The sequence below is a fragment of the Ruegeria sp. BB5 genome (assembly GCF_056539405.1).
This window is the reverse complement of the sequence record NZ_JBQFUX010000011.1, coordinates 53,229-70,959: the sequence shown is the minus strand read 5'-3', so window position 1 is coordinate 70,959 and position 17,731 is coordinate 53,229. Positions and strand designations below refer to the sequence as shown.

15 protein-coding genes are annotated in these 17,731 nt (G+C 59.8%); 8 read left to right on the top strand and 7 right to left on the bottom strand.

What is annotated here, in order from left to right:
• Positions 1–3 precede the first annotated feature (3 nt).
• Positions 4–600, top strand: coding sequence for a ferric reductase-like transmembrane domain-containing protein (locus tag ACR0DL_RS19215; RefSeq protein WP_480690857.1), 597 nt, complete (start codon positions 4–6; stop codon positions 598–600).
• Here ACR0DL_RS19215 and argF read toward each other — a convergent pair.
• Together argF and ACR0DL_RS19205 are read right to left on the bottom strand one after the other, a co-directional pair.
• A complete protein-coding gene (gene argF / locus ACR0DL_RS19210; protein ID WP_480690805.1) occupies positions 597–1,523 on the bottom strand; it encodes an ornithine carbamoyltransferase in 927 nt (308 codons plus the stop codon). The two genes, ACR0DL_RS19215 and argF, sit on opposite strands and share 4 nt — an antisense overlap.
• A 75-nt stretch (positions 1,524–1,598) precedes the next feature.
• Positions 1,599–2,786 (bottom strand): acetylornithine transaminase, encoded by a 1,188-nt coding sequence (locus ACR0DL_RS19205; protein WP_480690803.1) that lies wholly within the window; start codon positions 2,784–2,786, stop codon positions 1,599–1,601.
• A gap of 292 nt (positions 2,787–3,078) precedes the next feature.
• On the opposite strand from ACR0DL_RS19205, the gene ACR0DL_RS19200 reads away from it, so the two are divergent.
• Positions 3,079–3,960 carry a DMT family transporter gene (locus tag ACR0DL_RS19200; protein WP_480637366.1) on the top strand — a complete coding sequence of 294 codons (882 nt, stop codon included), beginning with the start codon at positions 3,079–3,081 and terminating at the stop codon, positions 3,958–3,960.
• Positions 3,961–4,001: 41 nt separating this feature from the next.
• Here ACR0DL_RS19200 and ACR0DL_RS19195 read toward each other — a convergent pair whose 3' ends face one another.
• A complete protein-coding gene (locus tag ACR0DL_RS19195) occupies positions 4,002–4,805 on the bottom strand; it encodes an ABC transporter permease (protein ID WP_480690855.1) in 804 nt (267 codons plus the stop codon).
• A 126-nt stretch (positions 4,806–4,931) separates the two neighbouring features.
• Here ACR0DL_RS19195 and ACR0DL_RS19190 point away from each other — a divergent pair, with 126 nt between their 5' ends.
• On the top strand, positions 4,932–5,507 hold the full coding sequence (locus tag ACR0DL_RS19190; protein WP_170351487.1) for a GcrA family cell cycle regulator: 576 nt from the start codon (positions 4,932–4,934) through the stop codon (positions 5,505–5,507).
• Between the two features lie 5 nt (positions 5,508–5,512).
• Positions 5,513–6,157 carry an NUDIX hydrolase gene (locus tag ACR0DL_RS19185; protein WP_480690802.1) on the top strand — a complete coding sequence of 215 codons (645 nt, stop codon included), beginning with the start codon at positions 5,513–5,515 and terminating at the stop codon, positions 6,155–6,157.
• Between the two features lies 1 nt (position 6,158).
• On the opposite strand, the gene ACR0DL_RS19180 is transcribed toward ACR0DL_RS19185, so the two are convergent.
• Together ACR0DL_RS19180 and ACR0DL_RS19175 are read right to left on the bottom strand one after the other, a co-directional pair.
• Positions 6,159–7,235: a DUF2235 domain-containing protein gene (locus ACR0DL_RS19180; RefSeq protein WP_170362536.1), complete on the bottom strand. Its 1,077-nt coding sequence runs from the start codon at positions 7,233–7,235 to the stop codon at positions 6,159–6,161.
• Entirely contained in the window at positions 7,213–9,504 is a 2,292-nt protein-coding gene (locus ACR0DL_RS19175; RefSeq protein ID WP_480690800.1) for a xanthine dehydrogenase family protein molybdopterin-binding subunit, read from the bottom strand. Before ACR0DL_RS19175 ends, ACR0DL_RS19180 begins: the two co-directional genes overlap by 23 nt.
• Positions 9,505–9,645: 141 nt before the next feature.
• Between ACR0DL_RS19175 and ACR0DL_RS19170 the strand changes: the two genes are divergently transcribed.
• From ACR0DL_RS19170 to ACR0DL_RS19160, 3 genes are all read left to right on the top strand, one after another.
• Positions 9,646–12,807, top strand: a complete 3,162-nt coding sequence (locus ACR0DL_RS19170) for a valine--tRNA ligase (protein ID WP_226689798.1) — start codon at positions 9,646–9,648, stop codon at positions 12,805–12,807.
• A 136-nt stretch (positions 12,808–12,943) separates the two neighbouring features.
• Positions 12,944–14,107: a benzoate/H(+) symporter BenE family transporter gene (locus ACR0DL_RS19165; protein WP_480690797.1), complete on the top strand. Its 1,164-nt coding sequence runs from the start codon at positions 12,944–12,946 to the stop codon at positions 14,105–14,107.
• A 33-nt stretch (positions 14,108–14,140) separates the two neighbouring features.
• Entirely contained in the window at positions 14,141–14,473 is a 333-nt protein-coding gene (locus tag ACR0DL_RS19160) for a DnaJ family domain-containing protein (RefSeq protein ID WP_170398883.1), read from the top strand.
• On the opposite strand, the gene ACR0DL_RS19155 is transcribed toward ACR0DL_RS19160, so the two are convergent.
• Positions 14,474–15,256 (bottom strand): crotonase/enoyl-CoA hydratase family protein, encoded by a 783-nt coding sequence (locus tag ACR0DL_RS19155; RefSeq protein WP_170533616.1) that lies wholly within the window; start codon positions 15,254–15,256, stop codon positions 14,474–14,476. It abuts the gene before it with no gap.
• A 130-nt stretch (positions 15,257–15,386) separates the two neighbouring features.
• Here ACR0DL_RS19155 and ACR0DL_RS19150 point away from each other — a divergent pair, with 130 nt between their 5' ends.
• Positions 15,387–16,493 (top strand): pyridoxal phosphate-dependent aminotransferase, encoded by a 1,107-nt coding sequence (locus ACR0DL_RS19150; protein ID WP_170398889.1) that lies wholly within the window; start codon positions 15,387–15,389, stop codon positions 16,491–16,493.
• Here the strand turns inward: ACR0DL_RS19150 and ACR0DL_RS19145 are convergent.
• Positions 16,426–17,700, bottom strand: coding sequence for a pyridoxal-phosphate-dependent aminotransferase family protein (locus ACR0DL_RS19145; RefSeq protein WP_480690795.1), 1,275 nt, complete (start codon positions 17,698–17,700; stop codon positions 16,426–16,428). The two genes, ACR0DL_RS19150 and ACR0DL_RS19145, sit on opposite strands and share 68 nt — an antisense overlap.
• Between the last annotated feature and the right edge of the window lie 31 nt (positions 17,701–17,731).

The window sequence follows — 17,731 nt, the reverse complement described above, 5'->3', positions numbered from 1 at the left end:
GTGATCCGCAGCCTTTTGATCTGGGCGGCTGTGATCGCCGCCATAGCTGTGCCGCTGATTGCGGCGGCGCATAGCCCCTTATTGGCGTGGCGCGATCCAGTCTACATCGTGGCCGGGTTTGCCGGAGTGCTGAGTATGGGGCTGTTGTTGCTGCAACCCTTGCTGGCCGGGCGCGACTTGGCTGGATTACTGCCTTTGGCCAGCCGGCGCTGGCATCGACGGGTTGGCATCACTCTGATCATCGCCCTTGTGGTGCATGTGGGCGGCTTGTGGATCACCAGCCCCCCGGATGTTGTGGATGCGTTGCTGCTCGTCTCACCCACCCCGTTTTCAGCCTGGGGCGTCGTTGCGATGTGGGCCGCCTTCGCTGCCGCCTGTCTGGGCATCTTTCGGCAGCGTCTGGCCCCGCGGTACCGTATCTGGAGGCTGGGTCACACAGGGTTAGCCGCCATAACCATTGTCGGCAGTGTCGTGCATGCGATGCTGATTGAAGGGACGATGGAGATCATGACCAAAACCGCCCTCTGCGTTCTGGTTCTGTTGGCGAGCGCCCGAACGCTCGCCAGATTGCGTGTGTGGAATATCCGGCGGCGCAGTTAAACGCCCAGACACCAGCGCATGACCGCCTTTTGGGCATGCAGACGGTTTTCAGCTTCGTCAAAGATTACCGAGTTCGGTCCGTCCATGACCTCGGATGTCGCCTCTTCCTCGCGGTGCGCAGGCAGGCAATGCATGAACAGCGCATCCGGCTTGGCATGAGACATCAACTCGGTATTCACCTGATAGGGGCGCAGCAGGTTGTGACGACGCTCTTTGGCCGATTGGGAATCGTGCATCGAGACCCAAGTATCGGCCACGATCAGATCGGCCTCTTCCACCGCTTTGTAAGGGTCACGCTCGACCACGATTTTCGAACCCTTCTGACGGGCGAACCCCATGAATTCTTCCTCGGGGTCGAACTGAGCGGGACCGGTGAAGGTCAGATCGAATCCGAACTGGCCCGCCGCATGCAGGAACGAGGCGCAGACGTTGTTGCCGTCTCCGGTCCAGACCACTTTTTTTCCTTTGATCGGCCCGCGATGTTCTTCAAAAGTCAGCACGTCAGCCATGATCTGGCAGGGATGCGTACGGTCGGTCAGGCCGTTGATCACCGGCACGTCGGAATATTCAGCCATCTCGGTCAGGATGGTTTCATCGAACGTCCGGATCATGATCATGTCGACATAACGCGAAAGGACACGGGCCGTGTCGGCGATGGTTTCGCCGTGGCCCAGTTGCATGTCCTTACCCGACAACACCATGGTCTGCCCGCCCATCTGCCGTACGCCCACATCGAAGGACACGCGCGTTCGGGTCGAGGGTTTTTCAAAGATCAGCGCGACCATGCGGTCCTTGAGCGGCTGATCATCATCCTGCGCGGCTTTGGGGCGACCCAGACGGGCCTGTTTCATTTCGCCGGCCTGATCGATCATCGTCCGCAGATCGCCTGCATCGGTTTTGTGGATATCGAGGAAATGGTTCATATCGTTTCGCTTTTGGCTGTCGGTCGCCGGGGGCGCTGCCCCCGGCCCCCCGGAGTATTTAGAAAAAGATGAGGATTACGCGGATTCGAGGCTGGCTTCGACTTGTGCGGCAGCCTTGTCGAGGCGGATCATGGCCTGAGCAATGTCATCCTCGGTCAGCGTCAGGGGCGGCAACAGGCGGATGACATTGTCGGCGGCGGGAACGGTGATGACCTCATTGTCATAGCCCGCGTTAACCACATCGGTATTGGTCGCCTTGCATTTCAAGCCCAGCATCAGGCCCGTACCGCGCACCTCTTCGAACACGTCGGGGTGATCAGCGATCAGGCCTTCGAGCTTCTGGCGTAGCATTCCCGCCTTGCGGTTCACACCTTCAAGGAATGCAGGCGTTGCCACCTGATCGATTACCGCGCAACCCACGGCGCAACCAAGCGGGTTGCCCCCATAAGTCGAGCCATGGGTACCCACGGTCATACCGCTGGCCGCGTCTTCGGTGGCCAGCACCGCGCCCAAGGGGAAGCCGCCGCCGATGCCTTTGGCAACCATCATAATATCGGGGGTAATACCCGCCCATTCGTGGGCAAACAGCTTGCCGGTGCGGCCAACGCCGCATTGCACCTCATCCAAAATCAACAACAGGCCGTTGTCGTCGCAAATCTGGCGCAGGGCCTTGAGTTCCGCGTCGGGCACCGGACGAATGCCACCCTCACCCTGAATCGGTTCGATCAGGATCGCGGCGGTCTTTTCCGTGATCGCATTGGTAACGCCGTCAAGATCGCCGAATGTGACATGCACGAACCCGGGCAACAGCGGGCCAAAGCCCTTGGTCATCTTTTCAGATCCGGCCGCCGCGATACCAGCCGACGACCGGCCATGGAACGAGCCGTCAAAGGTAATGATCTCGACCCGTTCGGGTTGCCCCTTGTCATAGAAATACTTGCGGGCCATTTTCACGGCCAGCTCACAGGATTCCGTGCCCGAGTTTGTGAAGAAAACCGTATCGGCGAAGGTATGTTCAACCAACTTATCCGCCAACGCTTGCTGCTGCGGGATGTTGTACAGGTTCGAGACATGCCAAAGTGCGTGCGCTTGTTCAGTCAGCGCGTTGACCAGCGCCGGATGTGCGTGGCCAAGCGCGTTCACCGCAATCCCGGCACCTAAGTCAAGGAAACGTCGGCCATCCGCCTCGGTCAGCCAGGCGCCTTCGCCCTTCACGAAAGTCAGGGGCGCGCGATTATAGGTCGGCAGAACGGACGGGATCATCGGATCATCCTTTTCGTTAGGTTAAGCCCCGTGAGTGATACACGAAGGCCGGATTCGTCAACAGATTTGGTGGGATTTGCGCGGATTTACAGCGCGCAATGGATCAAACAGGCCGGTTACGCAGTAATGCGTCGGCGTCGGAGTCGCAGGATATGTGCGTGTTTGATCATGCGGGGCCGTATAGCCGGGTGTTTGGCCTCTGAAAACCCCGAATTTCCAAAATCAGAAATTTCACTTTGAAACTCAGCTTTTATCGCTTGCCATTTAGGGCGCAGTGACGCACCGCTGGGTCATGACACCCGCGCGCCAGAACCCTGCCCTTGCGGCTTTGCTGATCGTCACCGCCAGCGCTTTTCTGGCCGCCACCACACTTCTGGCCAAAGCGTTGGGGACGGATACCTTAGGCCCGGCGTTGCATCCGATGCAGATCAGCCACGGGCGGTTCCTGTTCGCGTTTCTGGTGATCGTCAGCGCGGTGGGCGTGTTGCGCCCACGGTTAAGCCGCCCGCATTGGGGGTTGCATATTGGGCGGACGAGCTTTGGCTGGGTGGGGATTACGCTGATGTTCGCCTCGGTCGCGTTCATCCCGATCTCGGATGCCACTGCGATTTCCTTTTTGAACCCCGTCTTTGGCATGGTCCTGGCCATCCCGCTGTTGAAAGAGGGCGTTGGGCCGTGGCGCTGGCTGGCCGCTGCTGTTGCTCTGACCGGTGCATTGATCCTACTGCGTCCGACACCGGCCAGCTTCCAACCTGCAGCGTTGCTTGCCCTGACGGCGGCGGCTGTGATCGGGATGGAGCTGATCTTTATCAAAAAGCTTTCGGGCCGTGAAATTCCCATCCAGATTCTGTTGATCAACAACGCGATGGGGCTGACCATCGCCTCGGTCGCGGTCAGCTTTGTGTTCCAGATGCCAACGCCCGAACAATGGATCGCGCTGGTGGCAATCGGGGTGCTGATGGCCTGTGCCCAAGCCTGTTTCGTCAACGGGATGGCGCGCGCGGATGCATCCTTTGTGGCGCCAATCAGCTATGCCACACTGATCTTTGCCGCCCTCTATGACTTTGCGGTGTTTGGCGTTATCCCGGATGTGGTTAGCCAAATCGGTTCTGCAATCATTCTGACGGGCGGACTAATCCTTGTCTGGCGCGAGGCACGCGTCAGAACCGCCTAGCTCGGCGTTTTTTGGGATTTCGGGATCCAAAACCTGCACCGTCATGCTTTCAGCCTGTATCCCTTTCGCAGCATCTGCCAGGTAATGGCGCAGACAATCAACGTTGCGCCACTGCAAACCGCGAAACCCAGTGCGGGTGAGCTGTCAGACACCCCGATCATGCCATTTCGCAACCCATCAATCAGGTAGAATACCGGGTTCACGTGGCTGAGGCGGTTGAGAACAGGTGGCAATGCCTCGACCGAATAGAATGTACCCGACAGGAAGGCCAGCGGCGTGACGATGAAATTGGTAATCGCCGCCATTTGATCGAACTTGTTGGCGAATATTCCCGCAAACAGGCCCAACGCCCCCATGAAAGCACCGCCGAGAACAACAAACAGCAGCGCAATCAACGGGTTTCGCGGCACCAGCCCCAGCACCAGCGCCAGCGCAACGGCAACCACACAGGCGATAAGAACACCACGCACGATGCCTCCCGCCAGATAGCCCAATAGAATTTCCAACGGAGACAGTGGTGGCATCAACGTATCAACAATGTTGCCCTGTACCTTGGCAATCACCATCGAAGACGAGGTGTTGGCAAAAGCATTCTGAATCACGGTCATCATCATGATACCCGGCGCCAGAAATGTCAGGAACGGCACCCCCATCACGTCGGGTCGGCTGGGGCCAATAGCGATGTTGAAGATCAGCAGAAACAGACCCGCGGTCACCAGCGGCGCCAACAGGGTCTGGGTCCAGACCGCCAGAAAACGCAATGTTTCGCGCTGAGCCAACGTATAAAGACCCATCCAATTGACTACTCCGAAACGGTGTTCGTTCTGCTCAAGGGGCATCTGCATCATCTGACCTCAACCTGATTCGAAGACTGCTTGTAACTCGGGGCGCAGTGATTAGAATAGGGGGCTGAGACGATTTCCCAAGGCGGCCCGAATCCGGGGCCGCTTTCCGCTTTTGAAAGGCAAATGATGTCCTGGACTGACGAGCGTGTAGAACTGCTGAAGAAAATGTGGGGCGAAGGCCAGTCGGCCAGCCAGATCGCCAAGGAACTGGGTGGGGTGACCCGCAACGCCGTGATCGGCAAGGTGCACCGTCTGGGCCTGTCGAACCGCGCCACTGGCGCGTCCCCGGCCAAGGCCGAGCCCAAGGAAAAACCGGCCCCCGCGCCTAAGGCCGAGGCCAAGCCGAAACCGGCACCCAAAACCGAACCGGCCCGCCCGGCCCCCGCGCCTGCGGCCGAGGCCAAGCCCGCTGTGCCTGCTCGACGCCAGATCATTCCGGCTGGTCAGCCGCTGCCGCCACAGCCTTCGGCCAACGAAATCAGCCCCGAGGCTTTGGCCAAGGTCAATGAGATCGAGAAGAAGGCTAAGAAACTGACGTTGATGGAACTGACCGAGAAAACCTGCAAATGGCCCGTCGGCGACCCCGCGACTGAGGATTTCTGGTTCTGCGGCCTGCCCGTTGAAGCCGGTAAACCCTATTGCGAGGCGCATGTGGGCGTGGCATTTCAGCCGATGAGCTCGCGTCGCGACCGTCGGCGGTAAGGAAGATGCGCCAGGATCCGACTGCACTGGAGGATGCCTGGCTGAAACGGGCAAAACGCTTGTTGGCGCTGGCCGAAACCGGCCAGCATTTCACCAAAGACCCATTTGATCGCGAACGCTATGACGAGATCGCAGCCATGGCCCGCGCCATGCTGGCTGATTTGGGCCGGGTGCCCCTTTCGCGGATCGAGGGGCTGATCTCGAATCATGCCGGTGGTTATGCCACGCCCAGCATCGACATTCGCGGCGCTGTAATCCGTGATGGCCGCATTCTGCTGGTCCGCGAACGACTGGACGGGCTGTGGGCCATGCCGGGTGGTTTTGCGGACATTGGCAGCTCTCCAGCGGAAAATATGGAACGTGAAGTCTGGGAAGAGGCTGGGCTGCAGGTCCGTGCCAGACACCTCTATGCTCTGCGCCACAAGGCACGGCATCCCTACCCGCCGGATTCGCGAGATTTTTATAAACTTTTCTTCCTGTGCGATGAGGATGGCACGGACGCCCCGCAGCCGGGTGCCGAGACCAGCGACGCGGCCTTCTTTCCCCCGGACAAAATACCTGCACTATCTTTGGCACGAAATATTCACGCGGATGTCACAGCAGCGTTCCGCGCCCATTCAACAGACCAATCCCAAACTCTGTTCGATTGACCTATTGCGCCGGGTGCGAGGACGAATCCGGCATCGGTACCCAACCCGGCAGTTCATCGGGGGCGACCGAGACATGCAGTTGCTCGGACTGGTCCATCCCGACTTTGCGATGCTTGCGCAGCAGGAAAACCTTGCCCCACCCCCGCCAGGTCCCGACCGAAGTTGCAGTAGTTGAAGTTGGGAACCGGTCGCGCCAGCCTTCGGGCAGCGGCAATCCATGCTGCTCGGCCTTGTCCAGCATCCAGATCAGGGAAATATTGCTGAGGGGACGCGCCTCTTCAAACCCGTTCAATTGCCCGCCCACGTCGCCATGTGTGCCACGGAACCAGACCTGTTCAACGTGGCCCTTAAACTCGGGCGTACATTTCCACAGAACCGGCTCGTACACCTCGCGCGTCTCGTCCAGCGCCATAGCGTGATAGCCATGCCGGGTGGCGGGGCCAAGTTCATGGTTGTGAAACGCGTGCTTATCTTCGGCCCAGCGCCACAGCAGCGGAAGACGCAGGCCCAACGCCTTGACGGTGTCCCAGACACCGATCATTTCAATTGCGAGCTCGTCATGACAGAATTTTTGGCGGAACTCACAGGCTGCCTCGCCGCTAGGCGTACATTCATAGTGGCGATAGGCCTGCTTGATGTTGCGCTCGGTTGCGTGTTCGGCCTTGAGCAGACCGATCATGTCGATCACGCCCGCAAGGCTGCGCACGCCGTAAGCGCCGCGCGAATAGCCGATGAAAAATATCTTATCACCAGGTTTGTAGCGTGACGCCAGATAGCCATAGGCCCGCCGGATTTGCCGGTTGATGCCGCGCCCCATCATCACGTCCAGAGAGGTTTTCCAGCTTTCCCACTGCACACCGGATTCGTAAAAGACTGAGACCTTACCGCCCATCTCGCGGCACAGATGGTAGGTCTGACCCGCATGAGTTTCAAACCCCGGCTCCAACGTCGACATGGTGCCGTCAAGGATAATGACATGACTAATAGGTTCACGGTGCAGCGCCTCGGCCGAATGTTCGGACCGCAAAGGCCGTCCGAGCCATCCAAGTATCTTTTTACTTAGCCGTGACAGAACCATGCGTCAGCAATTCCCAAACTCTTAGGGGTGTGAATGGCATATCCGCCTGCCGTACCCCATGTTCCCAAAGCGCGTCCTGCACCGCGTTCGCCACAGCGGCCAGCGCGCCCACGGTGCCGGCCTCTCCGCATCCTTTCATACCCATTGGGTTCGAAGTTGACGGAACCGGCGCCGAGGTAAACTTTATCATGGGTATCTCAGACGCACGGGGCAAGGCGTAGTCCATCAACGAAGCCGTGAGCAGTTGCCCCTGCGCATCATGCTCAACACGCTCGGACAGGGCTTGACCAATGCCCTGCGCCACGCCGCCATGTACCTGCCCCTCGGCCAACATCGGATTGATAAGATTGCCGAAATCGTCAACTACGGTGTAGCGGTCGACCCATGTTTCACCGGTGAAACAATCAATAACGATTTCGGCAACATGTGCGCCATTCGGATAACTGCGTGCGTCCAGCGTAATGCGCGCCTCATGTTGCAGAAGATCGGTTCGGCCATCGGCGCGGGCCATCTCGGCCGCTTCGATCAATGTAGGCGTCAGGTTCGACCCTGGCGCGCGGAATGTTTCGTGATCAAAATTCACGTCAGCCTCCTCGACGCCCATCTTATCGGCCAGATAAGGCGCGAATGCGGCGATCATGACGTCGATTGTGGCCAGGGTGGCCGTGTTTTGGACTGTAACGGACCGCGATCCTCCTGTCCCTCCTCCGGCAGGTAACTGATCGCTGTCCCCCTGGATGACATTGATCTGATCCAACGGAACTCCGATCTGATCCGACAAAAACTGGGTATAGGCCGTCTCATGGCCCTGGCCGTTTGATTGCGTCCCCACATAGAGGTTCACGGTGCCATCTTCGCAGAATGCGATCTTTGCGTTCTCGGAAGGGTCGCCCAAGATACTTTCGATATAGTAACAGATGCCCTGCCCCCGGATCAGGCCGCGTTCGGCATCAACCGCCTTACGGGCAGCAAAACCTAATGTCTGTTCACTCGCGCGGCTCAGGACCATGTCGAAATCGCCGACGTCATAGACCTCACCAGTCGTCGTTTTGTAAGGGAAAGCTTCAGGCCGGATGAAGTTTTTGCGCCGCAACTCCCACGGATCGACGCCCAATTCACGCGCGGCGCGGTCCATAGCCCGTTCAAGCACATAGATAGCCTCAGGCCGACCAGCGCCGCGATAAGCATCCACCTGCGTTGTGTTGGTAAAGAACCCTTCGACCCGCAGATAAGAGGTCTGCACATCATAGGCCCCCATCAGAACTTTGCTGAACAGATTTGTCTGGATTGCCTGACCGAAATGGCTGTTATAGGCCCCAAGATTGATCTTGCTATGCACGCGGTACGCGGTAATTCGGTGGTCTTCATCAAAGGCCAGCTCAGCCAGCGAAGTCAGGTCGCGCCCATGGTGATCAGACAGCATCGCCTCAGATCGGTCCGACATCCAGTGAACGGGTTGGCCCAGTTTCATCGCGGCGACGGCGACACAGAAATACTCGGGATACGGCATCACCTTCATGCCAAACCCACCGCCCACGTCGGGCGTGGTGACCCTAATGAATTCAGGTTCCAGCTTCAGCTTCTGCGCCAATTGCCCGCGCATCGCCCAGACGCCCTGCCCGCTGTAGGCAAAGTGCAGCCGCCCGTCGGACCAAGCAGCCTGACAGCCGCGCGGCTCAATCGATGTAACGATCACCCGGTTATCCGCAACGTTCAGTTGCACTCTGTGCGCGGCGTCCTGAAAGGCCGCCTCGGTCGCTGCCTCATCCCCCATGCCCCAGTCAAAGGCACGGTTGTCAGGAGCTTCGATGTGCAGCGGTTCGCCGCCCATCTCCAGGTCAAGCTTGGCGGGCAGATCCTCGGTTTCCATCCAGATCAACTCGGCCGCATCACGGGCCTGTATCTGCGTTTCGGCGATGACCACCGCGACCGGCTCACCGACAAAACGCACGCGGTCCTTGGCCAGCATGTGGCGATCCGGCGCCGCCGCTTTCGAGCCGTCCCGGTTCGACACAAGCGCCGCGTTTAAAACCGTGTCGATCCCGGCCTCAGTCAGTTCGTCCAGCGCCATGACCAGCCGCACGCCATTCGCCTCACGCGCGGCATCCAGATCCAGCGCGGTGATCCGCCCATGCGCAACCTGGCTGCGAAAAAACGCCGCAAACAGGGCGTCGCCGGGCACAGCATCGTCGATGTACTGCCCCTTCCCGGTTAGAAACCGCTGATCCTCGGTCCGTTTGACCGGCTGACTTTTTCCGAACTTGTCCATTGGATGCTCCTGCCTCGGCCTGTAGGGGCGACTTTAGGCTGCACCGGTTCGTTGTCCAGAGTACCCGCAGACCCTTCCCCTTCCCCTGCGCATTCGTTATTGCAGGCGCTGACCCAAGATTGATGACGCAGGACGCACCCCATGGCGATGGAAAAGACATTCAACGCGGCCGAGGCTGAGGCCCGCATTTACGAGGCCTGGGAACAGGCCGGAGCCTTCAAGGCAGGCGCAAACAAATCGCGCGATGAAAGCTTTACCATCATGATCCCGCCGCCCAACGTGACGGGCGCGCTGCACGTGGGCCACGCCTTCAACAACACGCTGCAGGACATTCTGATCCGCTGGCACCGTATGCGTGGCTTCGACACGCTGTGGCAACCGGGTCAGGACCACGCCGGTATCGCCACCCAGATGCAGGTGGAAAAGATGCTGGCTGCGACCCAACAGCCCGGACGGCGCGAGTTGGGCCGTGAGAAGTTCCTTGAGAAAGTCTGGGAATGGAAAGGCGAATACGGCGGTACGATCATTGAGCAGCTAAAGCGTCTGGGCTCATCCTGCGACTGGTCGCGCAATGCGTTCACCATGGCCGGTGCGGCGGGTGATCCACGCACGGGGCACGAAAATTCTGCGAATTTTCATGACGCGGTGATCAAGGTCTTCGTCGATATGTACGAAAAGGGCCTGATCTATCGCGGCAAACGACTGGTCAACTGGGATCCTCATTTCGAAACGGCGATCTCGGATCTGGAGGTCGAGAATATCGAAGTCGCCGGGCATATGTGGCACTTCAAGTACCCCTTGGCGGGCGGTGAGACATATGAGTATTTGGAAAAAGATGAAGATGGAAATGTGACTTTCCGCGAGGAGCGCGACTATATCTCGATCGCCACCACGCGGCCCGAAACCATGCTGGGCGACGGCGCGGTTGCTGTTCATCCGTCGGATGAACGTTACGCGCCAATCGTCGGTAAACTATGTGAAATCCCGGTTGGTCCGAAAGAACACCGCCGTCAGATCCCGATCATCACCGACGACTACCCTGATCCTGATTTCGGCTCGGGCGCGGTGAAGATCACCGGTGCGCATGACTTCAACGACAACATGGTTGCCAAGCGCGGCGGCATTCCGATGTACCGTCTAATGGACACCAAAGGCGCGATGCGGGCCGATGGCGCCCCTTACGCAGACGAAGCAGGGAAAGCGCAGGAATACGCGCGAGGGCGCAAATTTACCGAGAACGAAATTGACGCAATCAACCTTGTCCCTGATCACCTGCGTGGCCTCGACCGGTTCGAGGCGCGCGCGAAAGTGGTCGAAGAAATCACCGCCGATGGACTGGCCGTCATGTGCCGTGCCGATGACGCACGTCTGGGTTCGACCGCGCTGAAGCCCGAGCATGAAGGTGCCGACAAGCTGGTCCCGCTGGTCGAGAGCAAACCAATCATGCAGCCCTTCGGCGACCGCTCGAAAGTTGTCATCGAGCCGATGTTCACCGACCAGTGGTTCGTCGACGCCGAAAAGGTTGTCGGCCCCGCGCTGGACGCGGTCAAAGACGGCACGGTCAAAATCATCCCCGAGTCAGGCGAGAAGACTTATTACCACTGGTTGGAAAACATCGAGCCTTGGTGCATCTCGCGTCAGCTGTGGTGGGGGCACCAGATTCCGGTTTGGTATGGGATCGACCTGTCCGCAGAGGGGTTCAAAGACGACGAGAACGACGGCGATCTTGATCTGGTCGAGTTGGGCCGTTTGCTGAACGAAGGCGGTATGCTGCACCGTGGCAATGTCATGGAATGCGCGGCGAGCCTTGAGGCCGTTACAGAAAAATTCCTCGACGACAATGCCAACATCCCCAGCCCGTTGAGCCACGCGACCGTTATCGAAGTCGCAGACAAACAGGAAGCGATCCATCAGTTCGCTGAAAGCCTTGCTCAATACGCTGTCGACCAAGACCCGACCAAGCTTGTCTATCCGGTGTGGCGCGACCCCGACGTCCTCGACACCTGGTTCTCTTCCGGCCTATGGCCCATCGGCACCCTGGGCTGGCCCGAGCAGACCGAGGAACTGGAGCGCTACTTCCCCACGGATGTGCTGATCACCGGCTTCGATATCTTGTTCTTCTGGGTCGCCCGGATGATGATGATGCAGCTGGCCGTGGTCGATCAGATCCCGTTCCACACCGTCTACCTGCACCAGCTCGTCCGCGACGAGAAGGGCAAGAAGATGTCCAAAACCACCGGCAACGTCATCGACCCGTTGGAGATCGTCGACGAATTCGGCGCTGACGCGCTGCGTTTCACCAACGCCTCGATGGCGGCGATTGGCGGCGTGCTGAAACTGTCCCGCGAGCGCATCACCGGTTATCGCAACTTTGGCACCAAACTGTGGAACGCCGTCCGCTTTGCCGAGATGAACGAGGTCTTCACCGACGCCGTGCCGCAACTGGACGTAGCCGACTTGAAACCCAAAGCCGCCGTCAACCGCTGGATCATCGGCGAAACCGCCCGTGTGCGGGCCGAGGTCGACGCGGCGCTAGAAAGCTACCGTTTCAACGACGCGGCCAATGGGCTCTATGCCTTTGTTTGGGGCAAGGTCTGCGACTGGTATGTGGAACTCTCTAAACCTTTGTTGCAAGGCGATGACGCCGAGGCGCAAGCCGAAACCCGCGCCACAATGCGCTGGGTTCTGGATCAGTGCATGGTCCTGCTGCACCCGATTATGCCTTTCATCACCGAAGAACTGTGGGGTCTAACCGGCAACCGCGCCAAGATGGTCGTCCACGCCGACTGGCCGACTTACGCCGCCGCCGACCTGATCGACGCCGATGCGGATCGTGAGATGAACTGGGTAATTTCGGTGATTGAAAATACTCGCTCGGCCCGTGCGCAGATGCGGGTTCCCGCAGGGCTCTATGTGCCGATGTTGGTGACCGAGATCGACGCCCACGGACAGGCAGCGTGGGACCGCAACGAGGCGCTGATCAAGCGTCTCGCACGGATCGACAGCCTGACCAAGGTCGACGACCTACCCAAAGGAACGATTTCCATTGCCGCACCGGGCGCCACTTTCGGCCTGCCACTGGCGGATATCATCGACATCGGTGCTGAAAAGGAACGGCTGGAAAAAGCCAAGGGCAAGTTGGCTAAAGAACTGGGCGGTCTGCGTGGACGTCTGAACAACCCGAAATTCGTGGCCTCGGCCCCGGAGGAGGTTGTTGCCGAAGCCAAGGCCAATCTCGCCGCCCGCGAAGAGGAAGAAGAAAAGCTGAACGAGGCGCTGGCCCGCCTGGCCGAAATCGCCTAATATTCATCTTTTCAAAAATACTCAAATCCCAAACCCCGCCGCGTATGCCACGGTGGGGTTTACTTTTGCACACACGGCCCTTGCCCCCACTTGCAAGCCCTTGCTAGCAAAGGCGGATATAACCCCGAGGTCTCAGATGGCACGCGCATTTCCCCCGATCCAAACCATCTCTACCGGGCTGGTGGTCGCCATTGTCGGGTTCTTCAGCTCTTTCCCTATCGTGTTGCAGGGACTGGCGGCCATGGGGGCCTCGGCGCAGGACTCCGCGTCGGGCCTGATGATGGCGGCCATTGCCATGGGAGTGACGGCCATCGGTCTCAGCTTGTGGTACCGGCAACCCATCAGCGTTGCGTGGTCCACTCCGGGCGTTGCGCTGTTGGCCGTGTCCGCGATGCCTACAGCAGGGTTTTCTGACGCGGTCGGCGCGTTCCTGTGCGCGGGAGCGCTGACCGTGCTGGCCGGGCTGTGGCGACCTTTGGGACGGCTGGCGGCGGCCATCCCGACAACATTGGCGCAGGCAATGCTGGGTGGTGTTCTGTTGCCCCTGTGCATCTTGCCCTTCAAGGCCGCTGTTGAACTGCCCTGGCAGGCTTTGCCGGTGATCCTGACTTGGTTCATCGCAGGGCGGGTGAACCGCTTGTTTGCGGTTCCGGCAGCGGTTGTAGCCGCAGCAATTGTTGTGGTTCTGAATGCGGGCGACACGCCCGTCACGCCAACCCATCTTGTCGCCGCACCGGTCTGGACAATGCCAACCTTCTCGCTGGCCTCTGCCGTCGGTATTGGCCTGCCGCTGTTCATTGTCACCATGGCGACGCAGAACATCCCCGGTATCGCGGTGATGCGCAGCTTTGGCTACACACCCGCCCCCGGCAGGTTGTTCTCTTCGGTCGGTTCGGCCAGCATCCTGTCGGCCCCGTTTGGGGCGCCGGCCACCTGCCTTGCAGCGATCACCGCCGCCATGTGTTCCAACGAAGACAGCCACCCAAACCCGGCCCAACGGTATTGGTCGGCGGTGATGGCAGGCGTATTCTATTGCCTGTTTGGTGTATTCGCGGTGGCCATCACCGGGTTTGCCGTACATGCTGATCCGCTGCTGATGGGCACCCTGACAGGGATTGCGTTGATCGGAGTGCTTGCCAACGCCACCCACGCAGCGCTTGATGTTCCAGCGGAGAGGGAAGCCGCTATTTTGACATTTGCCATCACTGCTTCAGGTATCTCGGTCTTTGGTCTGGGCGCGGCAGTCTGGGGTTTGCTGGCTGGTGGCATTGCGTATCTGGTCACGAAGCGAATTCGCTAGCGGTGCTCACTCGGCTTGGGATATAGTTTGACCATGCTCGGATCGCTTGGAAAACTGATCGAACGCCAGATCAAAAAGGCACAGGCCGAGGGCCAGTTGCAGGGGCTCGAGGGTGAAGGCAAACCTTTGCCGGATCGGTCGGGTGAGGCGCAGAGTGATCCGGCCATCGCCGCTGGGCACCGGATCATGGCGCAGGCCGGAGTGCTGCCGGAAGAGTTCGAGATCAGGAAAAAGCTTGATGCTGCCCGAAAGGATTACGCCGAGTTGACCGATGCAGATGCCCGTAAAGCTGCCATGGCGCGCATCGCCGAGTTGGAGATGCGGTACAACATGGCCCGAGATGCGCGACGGGCCTTTATGCGCTAGCTACTTGAAATCAGGTTTTCGCCCCTGCATCTGCGCCATCACAACCTCCATCTGATCAGGTTTTCCGATCAGTTCGACCTGTTCGGCGGATTCTTCCAACAGAACCTCGGCGCGGGTCTTGGTTTCGGCCACTTCGATCAGACGCTTGGCGGCGCGAATGGCCGAGGGGCTTTTGCCCGCGATGTCTTCGGCCAACGCCAATGCCTCGGTCAGTGGATCGTCTGACAGTTTCGTCACCAACCCCCAGTCCGCCGCCTGCTGCGCGCCGATGGGGCGCGCGGTGTAGGTCAGCAGGCGCAGTACGTCCGAGCGCACCAGATGTGGCAGTAAAACCATCCCACCCATGTCGGGGATAATGCCCCACTTCATCTCCATCACCGCCAGCTTGGCGTCGGGGTGTGCGATGCGAATATCCGCGCCCAGCGCGATTTGCAGCCCGCCACCATAAGCAACACCCTGAATGGCGCAGATCACCGGAACTGGCACACGCCGCCAGATCAGGGCAAGTTCTTGCATTTCATTCGCATCCCCGTGGCTGCGGGTCATCAGCCACTCAGTCGGGTCCATATGCGCCATCTTGGCAAAGCTGGCCATATCAAGCCCGGCGCAAAAGCTCTTGCCCTCGCCCGACAGGACCACGGCGCGTGCGTCCGAGGCTGCGACCTCTTGCCCGGCAGACAGCAACGCCTTGATCATCGCGTCGTCCAGCGCGTTCATCTTGTCGCCGCGCGTCAGCGTGACATGGGCGATGTGGTCTTTGTACTCGACGGATACGCGGGTCATGCGGGCCTCCTGATCTTGTTGACCCAACCATGCCCGGAAGGTCTGCCAAGTTCCACCTCAACGTTGGGGCACTTCTGGCTGCGCGTCGCAGATGGTTGCCTGACGAGTGGGTATGGGGTTATCTCGCACCATGACTGACCCACGCTATACTCCGCTTGCCCTGTCACTGCCTGCAACCGTGCCCTTTGTCGGGCCGGAAACGCAGGAACGTCAGCGCGGCGCGCCCTTTGTCGCCCGGCTGGGGGCGAATGAAAGCATCTTTGGCCCCTCCCCCCGCGCTATCGAGGCGATGGCAGCAACGGACATCTGGAAATATGGTGACCCCGAAAGCCACGACCTGCGACATGCACTGGCCGATCATCACGGTGTAAAGCCGGAAAACATCGTGGTCGGAGAAGGCATTGATGGCCTGCTGGGTTACCTCGTGCGGTTGCTGGTTGGCCCCGGCGATACAGTTGTGACCTCGGACGGGGCGTATCCGACCTTCAACTACCACGTGGCCGGGTTTGGCGGCGCGTTGCACAAGGTGCCCTATCGTGACGATCACGAGGACCCCGCGGCGCTGTTTGCCAAAGCCGTCGAGGTGGACGCAAAACTGGTCTATCTGGCGAACCCCGACAACCCAATGGGCAGTTGGCATAAAGGCGCGGATATCCTGGCCGCGATGGAGGCCCTGCCTGCGGGATGCCTGCTGGTGCTGGACGAAGCCTATGTGGAATGCGCGCCAGAAGGCACCGCAGCCCCGGTTTCAGCCGATGATCCGCGTGTGATCCGGATGCGCACATTTTCCAAGGTGTATGGCATGGCCGGGGCGCGGGTTGGCTATGCGATCGGCGCGCCGGGATTGATCGAAGCTTTCAACAAGGTCCGCAACCATTTCGGAATGAACCGGGCTGCACAAGCGGGGGCCTTGGCGGCCTTGCAGGATGCCAACTGGCTGTCGCAAGTTCAGGCACAGATCGCTAAGGCACGCGACCGGATCGGCCAGATCGCACGGGAAAACGGCTTGGTACCCTTGCCCTCGGCCACCAATTTTGTGGCGATTGATTGCGGTGGCGATGGAGCGTTTGCCAAAGCGGTGCTTGAGGGGTTAGTGGCACAAGGGATATTTGTGCGCATGCCCTTTGCCGCTCCGCAGAACCGCTGTATCCGCGTCAGTTGTGGTACGGTTACGGATCTGGATGCCTTTGCTGCAGCTCTGCCAAAGGCGCTGGCCACTGCGAAGGCCACGATTTGACCCGGGCTTTGGAGGGTTCAGCGGCAAACGCGGCAGCAGCGGCCTCAAGCGCACCCGAGCCGCGCGGGATGTTCAGAGCGGCCATGGCGGTTTCCACCCCTCCCAGCATCGCCATGATCATCTGGCCGTTCACGTGGCCCATATGCCCCAGACGGAAACAGCTGTTCTGATCCTCCATGCCCAGCCCAATGCCAAGGGTCAGGCCCAGCTGGCGCTCGGTATACTGGCGCAGTGGTGTTCCGCGCCCATCGGTCAGACGCAAGGCGGTAACCGCGTGGCTGCGATGGGCGGGGTTGGCTACGTTTATCTCAAGCGCGCCACCTTCTGCCCAGACCTCGCATGCCGCCCAGATGGCCTTGGCGAGGTGATCATGGCGAGCCCAGACATTCTCGATCCCTTCAGCATGGATCATGTCGAGCGCTGCCCGCAGACCATACAGGTGATGCGTCGGCGCGGTGCCGTTGAAGTATTGGTAAAACACCTGCGGGTTCACACGCGGCTGCCAGTCCCAGTATTGCGAGACGCGCGGCATCGTTGCCCGTTTGGCCTGTGCTTTGTCATTGAAGAACACAAAACCCACGCCCGCCGGGGTCATCAACCCCTTTTGGCAGGCCGACACAATGACATCGACGCCCCAGGCATCCATCTCGAACCGATCACAGCCCAGCGAGGCGATACAGTCCGCCATCAACAACGCCGGGTGGTTCAGATCGTCCAGCAACGCCCGCAGCCCCGGGATATCGTTGCGGATCGAGCTGGACGTGTCCACGTGAACCGCCAGCACGGCCTTGATTTGATGAGCCGTGTCAGCACGCAGGCTATCGGCGATGCGATCCATATCCCAAGGCGAGGATGCACCGAAATCGATCAGCTCGACCTCGGCGCCAACTCCGCGCGCCATCTCGGCCCATCCGTGGGTGAACAGGCCCGAGGCCGGGGCAAGCACCGTTTCCCCCGCTGCAATGACGTTGGACAGGGCGGCTTCCCAAGTGCCATGGCCGTTGGCAATATAGATGGCGACGTTGTGATCCGTGCCCGCCACGCGTTTCAGATCGCGTGTCAGGGTCGGCACCATCTCGATCAGCTCGCCGTCATAGATGTTGGGTGACGGGCGGTGCATGGCCTGAAGCACAGCGTCAGGCATGACCGAGGGTCCGGGAATCGCCAGATATTCGCGCCCCTGCGCAAGAGAGAGATGGTTTGTCATGGGATCAACCTGTTTGAATTGACGCCCAACC

Coding starts and splice junctions, on each gene's coding strand:
- ACR0DL_RS19185 (WP_480690802.1), top strand. CDS start 5,513: ATGCGCCAGGATCCGACTGCACTGGAGGATGCCTGGCTGAAACGGGCA.
- ACR0DL_RS19180 (WP_170362536.1), bottom strand. CDS start 7,235: ATGGTTCTGTCACGGCTAAGTAAAAAGATACTTGGATGGCTCGGACGG.
- ACR0DL_RS19165 (WP_480690797.1), top strand. CDS start 12,944: ATGGCACGCGCATTTCCCCCGATCCAAACCATCTCTACCGGGCTGGTG.
- ACR0DL_RS19160 (WP_170398883.1), top strand. CDS start 14,141: ATGCTCGGATCGCTTGGAAAACTGATCGAACGCCAGATCAAAAAGGCA.
- ACR0DL_RS19150 (WP_170398889.1), top strand. CDS start 15,387: ATGACTGACCCACGCTATACTCCGCTTGCCCTGTCACTGCCTGCAACC.
- argF (WP_480690805.1), bottom strand. CDS start 1,523: ATGAACCATTTCCTCGATATCCACAAAACCGATGCAGGCGATCTGCGG.
- ACR0DL_RS19170 (WP_226689798.1), top strand. CDS start 9,646: ATGGCGATGGAAAAGACATTCAACGCGGCCGAGGCTGAGGCCCGCATT.
- ACR0DL_RS19195 (WP_480690855.1), bottom strand. CDS start 4,805: ATGCAGATGCCCCTTGAGCAGAACGAACACCGTTTCGGAGTAGTCAAT.
- ACR0DL_RS19190 (WP_170351487.1), top strand. CDS start 4,932: ATGTCCTGGACTGACGAGCGTGTAGAACTGCTGAAGAAAATGTGGGGC.
- ACR0DL_RS19155 (WP_170533616.1), bottom strand. CDS start 15,256: ATGACCCGCGTATCCGTCGAGTACAAAGACCACATCGCCCATGTCACG.
- ACR0DL_RS19205 (WP_480690803.1), bottom strand. CDS start 2,786: ATGATCCCGTCCGTTCTGCCGACCTATAATCGCGCGCCCCTGACTTTC.
- ACR0DL_RS19175 (WP_480690800.1), bottom strand. CDS start 9,504: ATGGACAAGTTCGGAAAAAGTCAGCCGGTCAAACGGACCGAGGATCAG.
- ACR0DL_RS19200 (WP_480637366.1), top strand. CDS start 3,079: ATGACACCCGCGCGCCAGAACCCTGCCCTTGCGGCTTTGCTGATCGTC.
- ACR0DL_RS19145 (WP_480690795.1), bottom strand. CDS start 17,700: ATGACAAACCATCTCTCTCTTGCGCAGGGGCGCGAATATCTGGCGATT.